Origin of the sequence: Ruminococcus sp. FC2018 (genome assembly GCF_000621805.1) — a bacterium.
Classification (GTDB): Bacteria; Bacillota; Clostridia; order Oscillospirales; family Ruminococcaceae; genus Hominimerdicola.
Genome location: NZ_JHXH01000016.1, coordinates 20,616 through 34,298 on the forward strand (window position 1 = coordinate 20,616; position 13,683 = coordinate 34,298).

A 13,683-nucleotide genomic window follows, 5' to 3' on the forward strand; every position below is an offset into this window, starting at 1 on the left:
TTATGGGATTTAAGATTGAAAACGGAGTAATGCTCGGATTTGATTTCATGGATTTGGCTGAAATAGCAGTGATCCCCGACGGTGTCACTCAAATAAAAGATGGTGCTTTCAGAGCATGCAAAACATTGACTAAAGTGGTGATACCCGCATCGGTTAAGACAATTTATAGTTCGGCTTTTGCAAATTGTGATAAACTTAAAACTGTGGTTATAAGTGATGGGCTTGAGACGATTTGGGATAGAGCCTTTTACAAATGTCCATTGCTTGAAGAAATAACATTGCCTGATACATTGAAAGAAATAGGTGATGAAGCTTTTTACAGATGTTCAGGTCTTAAAGAATTAAAACTCCCTGAATCATTGGTGAAAATAGGAGTATCCGCTTTTTCGGGCTGCTCAAGTTTAAAAGAAATAAGCATTCCTGAATCAGTTGCTGAAATGGGAGTTAGTTTTCTTGAGGGCTGCACAGAACTAAGGTCTGTCGATATAAGATGCAATACTGATGATATAACATATTGTGCTTTCGAGGGATGTAAAAACCTTGTAAGTGTTAATATGCCCGAGAGTGTCAAGGAGATAGGGCAGGGTGCTTTCAGGGATTGTTCGAGTCTATCAGATGTAAAACTACCTGATGGTCTTATTAGGATAGATTTTCAGGCTTTTAAGTCTTGTCTGGGACTAAAGAGCATTGTACTGCCCGAGGGATTAACTACAATTGATGGTAATGCATTTGAAGATTGTGAAAACCTTGAAGATGTAGTTTTCCCTAAAAGTGTCACTGACATCGGAGAGCATGCATTTTATAATACTAAGTTTTTAAAGAAGGGAACTCCTTTAACGCTGGTAAACGGCATATTGATAGGCTGTAATGCAACGGGTGACACCCTTGAGATCCCACAGGAAATTAAGGAGATCCCAGCCAGGTTTTTTGCACATGAAAAAATCAAAAAGGTGATCATTTCAGGCGCAACAAAGAGGATAGGGGGCAGCGCATTTGAAGGATGCGAATTGGAAGAGGTCGTTTTGAATGAGGGCGTGCAATACATAGGCACTTGTGCTTTCATGTCGTGTAAAAACCTTAAACAAATAGATCTGCCTAAAAGCATTGTAAGTATAGATAACTGGGCGTTTTCAGGAACAAGTATTCAAAGAGTTGTTGTCCCGCCAGATGTCGATTTTCCTGACAATGGAAGCGCTGTGTTCCCAAGATGTCTTGAATATATTGAATTACACGAATCGATAAAAGAAATCCCGGAAGAACTGTTTGTATCAGGTGCAGCAACTGGTAACGGTATGGGTGAGAAATACGCACTGAAGACGATTGTAATGGCTCTGGATTGCACGTTTGATTCCGATGATCCGAGTGAGTGCTTATGTTATAATTACTATCCAGATCAGAGCATCAGCTTGAAACATACAAAGGAATCTTTAGAGTGTGACATTATTCTGACGAAGGGTAATATCAGAGTTAAACTTCCGTATGTTGCAAAGTGGAGCAGTAAGGATCCTAAAAACGCACTCCTGCTTCTTTGTGAAACAGATCACGATAAATGCAAAGAATTATTTGACTCTGTTAAAAACACAAAGCTTAAACCAGCTCTGGCAGTAATGCTGGCCCTTAAAGGAATGGATGATATCGTTGCAGACTACATGGCTGCAAAGTCCAAGGTAATTATTGATATGCTGATGGCTGATGATTATTTTGATACGATCTACGCTATAAAAGAAAAGGGACTGATAAAGTAGCACAGTGCTTTCAGGAGGTGTGGTATTATGCTCAAAGGAATACTCGTAATAGTTATCGGTTTTCTGCTGGTCAAAGCATTTTGCGATACCGTGCTTGATATCTTCTTCGGAAAGAAAAAGTAGTTGTTATTTCATAAGAACAAGAAATCAGATATAAAGGAGTAAAATTATGCATCGGAAATTTACTATCACAATAGACAAGAATTCACCTCAGGCACTTTTATTTATGAAGGAATACATAATACCGTATATTACTTTCCTAGACGAATCAATTAGAAAAATCACACTGATTTTGTGACCAATTCCAGCAGCTCAGGTAGATTCTTGGAAATCATGCGTGAATTTATCCCATTGGATGAGATTGGCGAGGATAAGGCAAGGAAACTATTTGATTCAGATATGGAAAGCGGTAAGTTTACATGTAATGTTTATATGGATAGAACGGATTAATGCAATAGCGTTAATGACGAAAAATGAAAATGAATAGGCGTATCAATAGGAAGTGTAAGACATGAAGAAAAAATACTCACTGAAGCAGCGGATGCAGTTTCGTTTTGACAGCATTATGTCAAAGGGAGTCGCATCGAAGATTGGACTTCTGATAGTCATAACCCTGATCTTTATACTCATAATGGGTATACTTGCGGCAATCATTCTTGGCGATCTGCATGGCCTGCTGCCGTGGACAAGCTGGAAAACGCTGATGTATACTCTCGATCCGGGAAATCTTGACGGTGCTGAGGGACGTCATCTGTACATTGCAATGATGCTTGTTGCAACGTTGTATGGTTTGTTCTTTACGGCAGTGCTGATAGGTCTCATAAACGATGCTATCTCACAGAAAATGGATTCGCTGGCAAGGGCGAAAGGTGCGGTCATTGCGGAAGGGCATACGGTTATTCTTGGTTTCAATGAGTCGACTTTCGTTATACTCTACGAGCTGATCGAGGCTAATCTCAACCAGAAGGAAAAGCAGGCTGTGGTCATTATGGACGATGTCGATCCTATCGAGATGAGAGAACAGGTCAACGCATTTATCAAGCAGAACAAGCATTCAAAGAATACGAGGATCTATTGCCGCAACGGAAGCATCTATGACCGTGAGGATCTTGAAAAGTGCTCGGTGCTGACAAGCCGTTCAATAATCATCAATACGCAGAATGATTTCGATACTACAAAAGCGATCCTTGCCTGCACAAGCATTCTCAACGAGCATCCTGAGGATTCCGATTCGTACACGGTCGCAGTTGTTTATGATGCGAAGAACGAAGATGCTGCTCAGATAGCAGGCTGCGATGGACGTAAAAACGACAGACTTGTAATGCTGCCGCTTCAAAAGACTCTTGCGAGGATAGCTGTGCACACCTCACGTCAGCCCGGTATCTCAAAGGTTTTTACCGAAGTGTTCAGTTATGATGATAACGAGTTTTATATTCTTGACAAGGACGATTGCTTTGACAGACTGTATGGCAAGACAATCACGCAGATCAATCTTATGTTCAAAGCTGCAATTGCTATTGGCGTTTACAACGAGCGAAATGGAATCGTCATTGACGATCCGGAAAAGGTAATGTTTGAAAACGGTGACAAGCTGATATTGCTTCAGGATGACGATGATCCTCTTGCGACTGAGGATAATGAGTTTTCACCTCAGATTTTTCATGGTATCAAGATGAAACCTGCTGAAAAATGCAAATGCCTTGTTATCAGAGCAAGACCTATCACAAACGATGTCCTTGTGGAGCAGCCAAGCTATTTCAGTCCGGGTTCGAGCGTTATTCTTGCAGGTGAAAAGCAGAACATAGACGAGTATCTCTCACCGGATGTCAGAAAAGTATTTGATGATACTGATATTGATTTTGTCGTTCATGAGGTTGAACATCTGCATACAAAGAAATGCATCGACGAACTGATGCAGCAGTATCTGCCCGATTATGTGCTTATTCTTTCGGGTGCGGTCACTGTCGAAGAGATGGAAGCCGAGGACGAAGAAACGATCAAGATCCTGCTTTATCTCAGAGAGTTCCAGAGGGTAACGGGACACAAGTTCTTTGTTACCAGTCAGCTCAACAGCGTCAAGAACCAGAAGCTTGCCAATGTGACCGGTACAGATGACTTTATCATCAGCCGTCACATCGCCGCATTGCTGATGACGCAGATATCGCAGACAAGAGAGCTTAGGCAACTGTTTGATGTGTTGCTTGAAAGCGAAGGATATGAGTTGTACATGGAAAAGGCTTCGGGTTTTGTGCCGTTGGGGGTACCTGTTGATATCTATTCAGCTGTAAATGCTGCATCTAAAAAGCAAAGGGTATTTGTAGGAATCAGACAGATGAAAGATGGGAAATACCTTGATCCTGATGTCAACCCGCTGAAATATGAAAACGGGGAGCTGAAAAAATACATATTTGGTGAGCAGGACTACTTTATTGTCCTTGCTGAGGAACTATTGGTTTGAAATAAGGGCTGCAATGTCTTTAAATATTATTTATTATTAAGGAAAAAACTATGGCATAATACTACCCGATCATCACCGAACTCGGCACGCAGAAATCGCAGCTTCAGCAAAGGCTGAAAGAGCTCAAAGACCTTATCGCCGAGGCAGACAGTACGATAGCATCTCTGAAGTTTTAGGAGGGATTTATTATGGGATTTAAAATTGAAAACGGGCTTTTGCGTAAGTATATTAAAACACCCGGAGAAACATCGGTTGTTGTTCCGAATGGAGTAATAAAAATAGCTCATGGTGCATTTGAATACTGCGCTGGAATTAAATCTGTTTCACTGCCGGATAGCCTTCTGGAGATAGGTGGTAAGGCTTTTTGCGGATGCAAAAAGCTGACGAAGATCAATATACCTAAATGCGTAGAAAGAATCGGGACAGATGCATTTGATGAAACAAAATTGATTGAAGACCTGAGAAAACAGGCTTATAAGGATTATCAGGATAATAAGGTGGATGTTCTTTACTGTAGAACTATCATAATAGATTCGGCTTTGATAGAGGTAAAACTGCCTATGTATGGCTCGACCATTGGGAATGTATATAAAAGAGAAGAAGTTGTTTTCATAGTACCTGAACATATTACTTGTATTGCAGACAATGCTTTTTATGATATGGAACGCAGAGAAACACCCAAGGTCGTATCTATAGAACTTCCAAAGGGATTAAAGAGGATCGGTTATTCATCATTCAATAAGTGTAAGAGTTTAACACATATAGACATACCTGAAGGAGTAACATCAATTTCTGATTGTGCTTTCTTAGGATGTGAAAAGCTTGAAAGCATAGATCTTCCACAGGGGCTTGAGGTGATTGGAGAAGCGGCGTTCTCAGGATGTGCAAAACTGCGTTCTGTTGATATTCCTGATTCGGTAGTACGCATTGATTCATCGGCATTCAGTGGATGTAAAATGCTTAAAAATGTGAATTTCAACCGTGATATACCATGTGTCTTTGCAGATTCTTTTGACGGAACTAAGTGGATAGAAGATATGAAAAAGAAGTCCGACTTTGTTGTGCTTGGTAAAACTCTTTTGTGTTCATCTCAATCTGTCACGGGTGATCTTGTTATTCCGGAAGGTGTTACTGTAATTGCGGGTCGATCGTTCTTGGGCGCAGAGATCACATCGCTGACTATACCAGAGGGGGTTACAACAATATGTGATCAAGCATTTCAGGATTGTGAAAAGATCACAGAACTAAAGCTGCCAAGCACTTTGCGAAAAATAGGAACGAGTGTGTTTTTGCGATGCAATAATGTCTCGAAGCTTGTCATTGCTGATAATCCGTATCTGGAACTGAAAAACGATCAGTTGTATAAGAAGGATTCAAGAAGAGTCAAGATACTAACGCTAAAAAAATAACGGATGGATATGGATGCTGATAAGGAGGTATCATCTATGCTTAAAGGAATACTCGTAATAGTTATCGGTTTCCTGCTGGTTAAAGCATTTTGCGATACCGTGCTTGATATCTTTTTTGGAAAGAAAAAGTAGCATACATTAAAAGCAGTCGGGGAAACCCGGCTGTTTTTTGATATCTCACATGATGAGTTTGTCCGCTTGACAATGGGGCGGTACTATGGCACTATGAGAATGAAAAGCATTTATTAACGCATTTAAGGAGAAACCATTGTGAAAAAGAATGATATAACCGTTCGCTCGGGGGCGGTGGAGTACATCACTTATGTGGCGGCTGTGGGCGAGAAAGAGGACAGCTTTGAGGTCAGGTATGAGGACGAGAACATCTGGCTGACGCAGAAGATGATGGCTGCGCTTTATGATGTAAGCGTTGCTGCGGTGAATCAGCACATCAAGAAGATATTTGACGACGGCGAGCTGAGCGAAGAGACAACTATTAAGAAATACTTAATAGTTCAAAATAAGCAAAGAAATATGGATACAAAGAATAGATATCTGTTAGTAAGCTGTGACAGAAAAATGCCTGCCCGAGTATCAATTCGGACAGGGTCGATTTTTATCATATTTCGGAAAATACTGCGGAATAACAATATAAATTTTCCAATTTCGGAAAACACTTGACATTTTGCTTTGCATGTGGTATACTCTTGGAAAGGAGGCGATTGGCATGGTAAAGCGTGAGGAATACTTGAAAAAGCTTCTTTCATGGAAGGACGAACAGGTAATAAAAGTAGTATCTGGTATTCGCCGATGCGGAAAGTCCACTCTTTTAAAGCAGTTCATTGAGTTGCTTCAATCCCAGGGCATTGACAGTGAACAGATAATCTATCTGAATCTTGAAGAAATAGAAAATGATGAGCTTTACGATTATAAGTCACTTTACAACTACATCACAGAGCGTTTATGCAAGGGTAGGAACACATATATCTTTCTTGATGAGATACAGAAGGTCGATGAGTTTGAAAAGGCTGTTGACAGTCTTTATGTTAAGGAGAACACCGACATTTATATTACAGGTTCAAATGCCTATTTGCTTTCTGGTGAGCTTGCAACGCTTCTTTCAGGAAGATATGTTGAGATATCTATACTGCCGCTTTCATTCAAGGAATTCTGTAGTTTGAAAGGCGGCGACAATACGGATATGCTGCTCGCAGAATACATGCGCGACGGCGGATTTCCATATGTTTCGGTCATGGAAAAGACAACGGAAAAGGTAAGCACTTATCTAGAGGGCATTTTCAATACCATTGTTATCAAAGATATTGAGGAACGCAGCAAACGACGGGAGACCGATGCAGACAAACGCAAGATTAATGATATAGCATTGCTTAAAAGCATCGCAAAGTATCTGGCAAGCTCTGTGGGCAATCTGATCTCAACCAAGAGCATTGCGGATTATATTTCTTCATCATATAGAAAGGTCTCGCAGAACACGGTAAGTGATTATATCTCAGCTCTGGAGGAAGCATTTATATTTTACAGCGCTGACAGGTTCAATGTTCCGGGGAAGGCAATAATGAAGACCTATCGAAAACTGTATATTGCGGATCTTGGACTGCGAAGATATCTGCTTGCAAGAAAGAACTATGACCTCGGGTTCTCGCTGGAGAATATAGTGTATCTGGAACTTCTGCGTCGTGGCTATCATGTGTCTGTGGGCAAGGTACAGGATCTGGAGGTTGATTTTGTTGCTCGCAAGGATGACAGGACAGAGTATTATCAAGTTACAGCAAATATGACCGATGAGAGTACTTTCGAGCGGGAAATCAAACCACTCAGGCTGATCACCGACAATTACCCAAAGACAATACTCACTCTTGACAGATTCACACTTGGAGACTACGAAGGTATAGAGGTACGCAGCGTTGTAGACTGGCTGCTTTGATATAAGCTATGCAAAAAAACTACACAAATCAAGAATTTTAATAAGCCGAGTATACTCGCAGCTAGTATTATGACTCAAATGATCTTGCATTCTGTGTAATGATTTTACTCTGAAAGGAAATTCAGTGCAATTTGCGAGATAATGTGTACATTTTACTGCATTGATGTTCTTGCATCCGTTCCGGTGAAGCAGCATGATCTTAATAAGTTACAAGAAGATATTCAACATTTTTATAAGAAATATGGTCAGTTGTTTATGCCAAATCATTTGGTAAAATCAAGTCTAGATTTTCTGAAGGTTTCAGTTGACAAACTAGTTGACATGTGCTATAATGAAGGTGTAGCAAAAAAAGCTTTATAGCTTTTTGTAAGGGCGGCACTGCGGTGGCGTCCTATTTTTTGCGTAAATACGAGCTTTGAAGCACACTCGCAGCCAATATTATTACTCTAATGATCTTACACTCTTAAGAACGCCAAAAACCCTGCCCATTTTATTCTTTGGGCAGGGTGGTTTTGTTGTTATGCGACTATTTCGATCTGGTATGTAATCGCTGATTCTGCGGTGTTTGCACGCAGCTTGCGTGGTGGGAACATAAATTGGAGTTCGGGTCCTTTCATTTTCCAAAGCTGTGCAAAGTTCGGAGCGCCCTTGATCTTTTCTGCATCTATACCCGTGAGCTGCGTGTTGAAGTAATCGAAATGCGTTTCGGGATCAACGAGCGAAAAGTAGTTAGCGACGATCTTACTATCCTTTATCGCTGTTATTCCTATCGCACTCATACGGTCGTTTGCACGGTTGGGTGTTTCAACATCAAACACGATGTAGACTGCCATGATACATCACTCCTATCGCAGTAGCTCTTAGGATAATTATACCGTACCGCAGACAAAAGGTCAATTGGCAAATCATTATTGCTCACAACCCAATGTGACATTCTTGTTAAAAAATATGAAACCTGTGTGAAAAATAGCACTCTCCCCTTGACAGTGCTAATTCAGAGTGCTATAATATAATCAGAACAAAGGAACAGAGAAGCACCAAAGGATCCGGGTGCGGAACCCTCCGTCCCCTTGCTCGAAGCAATGGAAACAATGTGACGAGTAAAAAAGGAGGACTGACCTATGTTGTATCCAAGCATTTTCGGTGAAAACTTATTCGATGATTTCTTCAGATTCCCTGATTTTAGCAGAGACGTGGAGAAGAAGCTGTACGGTAAACACGCCGCCCAGGTCATGAAGACTGATGTTCATGAGCATGATGATCACTATGAGATCGTGATCGACCTGCCGGGCTTCAAGAAAGATCAGATCAATCTTGAGCTTCAGAACGGTTATCTGACTGTCAGTGCCGCAAAGGGACTTGACAAGGACGGAAAAACTAAGAAGGGCAAGCTGATCCGTCAGGAGCGTTACGCAGGCGCAATGCAGAGGAGCTTCTATATCGGAGATACTGTTACAGAAGCCGATGTGAAGGCGAAGTTTGAGGACGGTGTTCTGAACATCTGCGTTCCGAAGGCAGAGCCTAAGAAGCTGAAGAATCACAAGTATATCGCAATTGAGGGATAATACCTCGCTAAGTTATGATCCCAAAATGATGCTCCCCGGAGCTGTTCGTATGAGCAGTTCCGGGGAGTTTGTTTTTTTATGATTTGAATGAATCATTATCCTGCCATTTCAAACAGGCTCTTGAAATTCTTTTTGGAGAACGAGGTCAGCCGTCCGTTGCTCACCCATTCTATGAATACATTGTCGAGATCGTCGATGTATAAGGCCATGGCAATACTGCCAACAGGCACACTGTCACTTATCTTCTCCCTGAGCTTGACCTTTGCTCCGGCTGTTACTTCATCTATCATTGCTATGACCTCCTAAAAACACACTTGTGTTATTATACAACAGCGGAACGGGAGTGTCAAGCATTGATCGAAACTTTGAATCCACTGGGTTCAAAGTCAGAATTATTTTACAGGCTTTCTTTTACCTGTTATGCTTTCGACCTCAAGGGCATACACAAGCGTTCTCGGTATAGCCGCCGTGCTGAACGGCATATCTTTTCCGTCATGATAATGCGCCATGAGCAGTTTCAGCGCAGGCAGTTTTTCTTCTTCCGAGAGGATACGGATATGCCCTCTGCCGATCACACTTCCGTATGCCATTGTGCAGTATCCTTTGTCCTCGAAGTATTGCAGCTCATGTTTGCAGTCCATTTCAAATGAAGCCCTGTTATCCTTTTGGATAAGCCCGACCTTGTAGCCCTCCAAAGCACTATGAAAATAGAGCGTGATCTTGTCTCCGTTCACCGCCATACCGAAATTCAGCGGCAGGATATACGGAAATCCATCATCATTCAGAGCCAGTCTGCATACATCGCAGTTTTTCATGATCTCTATGATCTCGCTGAGATCGGTCACTTCACGGTCTTTTCTTCTCATAAGCCGAAAATCCTCATATCCTCGTCAACGGTTGTAATTCCTGCAATGCCGAAGCTGTCTACAAGAACCTTTGCCACATTCGGAGACAGGAACGCAGGCAGTGTCGGTCCGAGGTGGATATTCTTCACGCCGAGATAAAGCAGAGCCAGCAGAACTATAACTGCTTTCTGCTCATACCAAGCGATGTTATAGGCAATAGGCAGATCATTCACATCATCAAAACCGAATACCTCTTTCAGCTTCAGAGCGATAAGTGCCAAAGAATAAGAATCATTGCACTGTCCTGCATCAAGAACTCTCGGAATACCACCAATGTCGCCTAAATTGAGCTTGTTATACTTGTACTTCGCACAGCCTGCGGTGAGAATAACTGTATCTTTTGGCAGCTTCTCAGCAAATTCCTGATAGTAGCTTCTGGACTTCGCTCTGCCGTCACAGCCTGCCATGACTACGAATTTGCGGATAGCCCCCGATTTTACTGCTTCTACAACAGTGTCGGCAAGTGCGAATACCTGTTCATGGGCAAAGCCGCCGATAATAGAGCCAGTTTCGATCTCGGTAGGCGGAGGACATTTCTTAGCCTGTTCGATGATCGGCGAGAAATCCTTTACTTCGCCGTAGGGTGCGTCAATATGCTTACAGCCCGGATAACCTGCGGCACCTGTTGTCCAAAGCCTGTCCTTGTAGCTGTCCTTCGGCGGAACGATGCAGTTTGTGGTCATCAGCACCGGACCGTTAAAGCTCTCAAATTCCTCTTTCTGCTTCCACCACGCATTGCCGTAGTTTCCTGCAAAATGCGGATACTTTTTGAAGAACGGATAATAATGCGCAGGTAGCATTTCCGAGTGCGTATAAACATCAACTCCCGTATCCTTTGTCTGCTCAAGGAGCATTTCAAGGTCTTTCAGATCGTGACCTGAGATCAGTATTGCAGGATTTTTGCGGACACCGATATCAACTGTCGTGATCTCAGGATTGCCGTATGCTGTAGTATTTGCAGCATCAAGGTCAGCCATACCCTGAACGCCGTACTTGCCGACTTCCAGCGTGAGAGCCACAAGGTCATCGACCGACAGACTGTCATCAAGTGTTTTAGCAAGAGCCGACTGTAAGAAAGCATCAAGCTCCTCGTCATCGCTGAGCAGAGCATTTGCGTGTTTCGTGTAAGCCGCAAGTCCTTTCAGACCGTAAGTGATCAGCTCACGCAAGGAACGTATATCCTCATTCTCTGTTGCAAGAACGCCGACAGTCTTTGCTTTCCAGGCATAGTCCGTACCATTCCACAGAGCTGCTTCGGGGAGAGACTCCTTATCCTGCACCTGTCCGAGCAATTCTTCTTTGACTGCAAGTGTTTCAGTAACCTTAGCAGTAATGCTGTCAAGATCGAAATTCGCATTGGTGATCGTGATAAACAGGTTCACACTGATAAGATGATTGACAGCCTTATCGACAGCCTGTCCCTCTGCACGAAGCTGATTTGTCAACGCAGACAGCCCCTTTGTAACGTACACAAGCAAGTCCTGCATTGCTGCGACTTCGGGTTGTTTACCGCAGACACCGCAAGCGGTACAACCCTTACAGCCTGCTGTTTCCTGACACTGATAGCAAAACATTTTCTGTTCCATGATAAATACCTCCGTTATTTTCTTATCTCAACGATACTGCCGTCCGGCGAAATGACTGCGACTTCAAGCGGAATATCCTTACCGCTTGCTTCTATCGCACGTTTTATCGCATACTCCATACCTCCACAGCATGGTACGGTCATTCTTGTGAGAGTGATGCTCTTTATATCGTTATTACGGAATATCTCTGTCAGCTTTTCGGAGTAATCAACAGCATCGAGCTTCGGACAGCCGATGAGCGTAATCTTCCCACGGATAAAATCATGGTGGAAGTTCCCGTAGGCGTAAGCTGTGCAATCGGCAGCGATAAGCAGATCAGCACCGTTGAAATAAGGTGCATTTGTGGGCAGGAGCTTTATCTGTATCGGGAACTGTCTCAAACAGCTTGGAACACGGACATCGCTGTCATCTTCTTTTGGCGTAAAGCTCTGCAATGCAGAACCCGGACAGGTGAAACCGCTGCAAGCGGACTTCTTCTGCTTGTTTTCTTGCACCGCCTTTTCATCATAAGCCGCCGCTTCACGCTCGGTGAAGTGGATAGCGTCCATAGGACAGGCAGGGAGACAGTCACCGAAGCCGTCGCAGAAATCGTCACGCATGAGCTTAGCCTTGCCGTTCACAATAGCGATAGCCCCCTCATGACAAGCCTTAGCACACAGACCGCAGCCGTTGCATTTTTCTTCGTCTATCTCAATTATTTTCCGTATCATAGCCATACCTCCTTGACTTTCTGTATCCATTATAGTATAATCAAAGGAGAAAGTATGTTGTAATTACAACATTTTTGGAGAAAAATATGGATATTTCAGTTTTGCATAATTCGATACTGTTCAAGGGCTTTGATGATACCGAAATATCGGAGCTTATGAAAGCGCTTAATGCAGTTGAAAAGAAATATAATAAGGGTACGATGATCTTTTCTTCGGGAGAGATCACCGATAAGCTATGCTTTGTGACCGCAGGCAGCGTTACCGTGGAGAGCAACGATATGTGGGGAAACCGAACGATACTCAACCTCGTAGGTAAAGGACAGTTCTTTGCGGAAAGTTATGCACTCCTGCCTGATGTGCCTATGCTGGTCGATGTCTGCGCCGCTGAGGATTGCACTGTTGTTTTTCTGCGCATGAAGTCGCTCGCTGACCTCAACGATACGATAAGGGCGAGACTTCTTGCAAATCTTCTGACTATCACCACAAGAAAAAATCTGCACCTGTCGAGCCGGAGCTTTCATACTGCTCCGAGACAGGTGCGTGGACGTATTATGGCGTATCTTAATACCGTATCGGTTCAGAAGCATTCCCGTGAGTTTGATATACCCTTTGACCGTCAGCAGCTTGCGGACTACCTCAATGTGGAACGCTCGGTGCTATCAAATGAATTGAGCAAGATGCAGAGGGACGGACTGATACGATGCAGGAAGAACCATTTTGAGATCATATAACAGAAGCGCAGATGACCATTTTAGCCATCTGCGCTTTTTTATGCTCCTGTTTTTTCAAAGCCTTTCAAGACCTGTTTATCCGAGAACGAGGACAGCTTCCCGTCCGACCATTCTATGAAAGCATTGTCCATTTCGTCTATATAAAGTATCGTTGCCCTTGAGCCGACAGGATAATCCCCGGTGACTGCTTCTGTCATTCTGATCTTAGCACCGACTGTGATAGAGTCCATCATAGTTATAACCTCCTGAAATTCACACACTTGCTCTATTATACAATGTTCGGTAAGTGGCAGCCAAGAACCAATAATCCAATGCTGAGTTTGTATTCAGGTATTGCAATATCAAAGGCAAAGGCGAATAGAAGCACCCCATATACAGTTTTCGCTGTAATTGATGATAAGACCGATCCTGCCAACGAGAAGTTTGAAATGGAATGGAACGTTTTCTGGCTTTTCGTCAATGTTCTCCAGTTTAACCCTGAGTTTTCGTTTGTAACAGCAATAGGTCTTGAAAAGATGATCTATATTATTTCCCGAAATGGAATAGATGCGTTTTTAGATTCAAGAGGTTGGTTCTTGAGATGCAAAAAACTGAAGCATAAAAAGCTTTATAGCTTTTTGTAAGGGCGGCAC

General features: G+C 42.8%; 14 protein-coding genes. 8 read left to right on the forward strand and 6 right to left on the reverse strand.

Annotated features, from left to right (window positions below; genetic code table 11):
* Positions 1 to 2: 2 nt before the first annotated feature.
* From T494_RS0110180 to T494_RS0110215, 5 genes are all read left to right on the forward strand, one after another.
* Positions 3 to 1,745 carry a leucine-rich repeat domain-containing protein gene (locus T494_RS0110180; protein ID WP_028506210.1) on the forward strand — a complete coding sequence of 581 codons (1,743 nt, stop codon included), beginning with the start codon at positions 3 to 5 and terminating at the stop codon, positions 1,743 to 1,745.
* Positions 1,746 to 2,256: 511 nt separating this feature from the next.
* Positions 2,257 to 4,203, forward strand: coding sequence for a hypothetical protein (locus T494_RS0110195; protein ID WP_028506211.1), 1,947 nt, complete (start codon positions 2,257 to 2,259; stop codon positions 4,201 to 4,203).
* A 188-nt stretch (positions 4,204 to 4,391) separates the two neighbouring features.
* Entirely contained in the window at positions 4,392 to 5,612 is a 1,221-nt protein-coding gene (locus T494_RS0110200) for a leucine-rich repeat domain-containing protein (RefSeq protein ID WP_028506212.1), read from the forward strand.
* 270 nt (positions 5,613 to 5,882) lie between these two features.
* Positions 5,883 to 6,290 (forward strand): hypothetical protein, encoded by a 408-nt coding sequence (locus T494_RS14350; protein WP_028506213.1) that lies wholly within the window; start codon positions 5,883 to 5,885, stop codon positions 6,288 to 6,290.
* A gap of 46 nt (positions 6,291 to 6,336) precedes the next feature.
* On the forward strand, positions 6,337 to 7,554 hold the full coding sequence (locus T494_RS0110215; protein ID WP_028506214.1) for an ATP-binding protein: 1,218 nt from the start codon (positions 6,337 to 6,339) through the stop codon (positions 7,552 to 7,554).
* A 518-nt stretch (positions 7,555 to 8,072) separates the two neighbouring features.
* Here the strand turns inward: T494_RS0110215 and T494_RS12965 are convergent.
* Positions 8,073 to 8,387, reverse strand: a complete 315-nt coding sequence (locus tag T494_RS12965; RefSeq protein ID WP_037344657.1) for a hypothetical protein — start codon at positions 8,385 to 8,387, stop codon at positions 8,073 to 8,075.
* Between the two features lie 288 nt (positions 8,388 to 8,675).
* Here T494_RS12965 and T494_RS0110230 point away from each other — a divergent pair, with 288 nt between their 5' ends.
* Positions 8,676 to 9,119 (forward strand): Hsp20/alpha crystallin family protein, encoded by a 444-nt coding sequence (locus tag T494_RS0110230; protein WP_028506216.1) that lies wholly within the window; start codon positions 8,676 to 8,678, stop codon positions 9,117 to 9,119.
* 95 nt (positions 9,120 to 9,214) lie between these two features.
* Here the strand turns inward: T494_RS0110230 and T494_RS0110235 are convergent, their stop codons facing one another.
* The 4 genes from T494_RS0110235 to T494_RS0110250 form a co-directional block, all read right to left on the reverse strand.
* Positions 9,215 to 9,409: a hypothetical protein gene (locus T494_RS0110235; protein WP_242836429.1), complete on the reverse strand. Its 195-nt coding sequence runs from the start codon at positions 9,407 to 9,409 to the stop codon at positions 9,215 to 9,217.
* Between the two features lie 102 nt (positions 9,410 to 9,511).
* Positions 9,512 to 9,985 (reverse strand): pyridoxamine 5'-phosphate oxidase family protein, encoded by a 474-nt coding sequence (locus tag T494_RS0110240; protein ID WP_028506218.1) that lies wholly within the window; start codon positions 9,983 to 9,985, stop codon positions 9,512 to 9,514.
* Positions 9,982 to 11,610 (reverse strand): hydroxylamine reductase, encoded by a 1,629-nt coding sequence (gene hcp, locus T494_RS0110245; protein WP_028506219.1) that lies wholly within the window; start codon positions 11,608 to 11,610, stop codon positions 9,982 to 9,984. The genes T494_RS0110240 and hcp overlap by 4 nt, the downstream gene beginning before the upstream one ends.
* Before the next feature lie 14 nt (positions 11,611 to 11,624).
* On the reverse strand, positions 11,625 to 12,320 hold the full coding sequence (locus tag T494_RS0110250; RefSeq protein WP_028506220.1) for a 4Fe-4S binding protein: 696 nt from the start codon (positions 12,318 to 12,320) through the stop codon (positions 11,625 to 11,627).
* Between the two features lie 86 nt (positions 12,321 to 12,406).
* Between T494_RS0110250 and T494_RS0110255 the strand changes: the two genes are divergently transcribed.
* Complete coding sequence (locus tag T494_RS0110255) at positions 12,407 to 13,051, forward strand: Crp/Fnr family transcriptional regulator (protein ID WP_028506221.1); 645 nt, start codon at positions 12,407 to 12,409, stop codon at positions 13,049 to 13,051.
* Between the two features lie 38 nt (positions 13,052 to 13,089).
* On the opposite strand, the gene T494_RS0110260 is transcribed toward T494_RS0110255, so the two are convergent.
* On the reverse strand, positions 13,090 to 13,284 hold the full coding sequence (locus T494_RS0110260; protein ID WP_081777288.1) for a hypothetical protein: 195 nt from the start codon (positions 13,282 to 13,284) through the stop codon (positions 13,090 to 13,092).
* A gap of 42 nt (positions 13,285 to 13,326) precedes the next feature.
* Here T494_RS0110260 and T494_RS0110265 point away from each other — a divergent pair, with 42 nt between their 5' ends.
* Entirely contained in the window at positions 13,327 to 13,674 is a 348-nt protein-coding gene (locus T494_RS0110265; protein WP_242836430.1) for a hypothetical protein, read from the forward strand.
* Positions 13,675 to 13,683 lie beyond the last annotated feature (9 nt).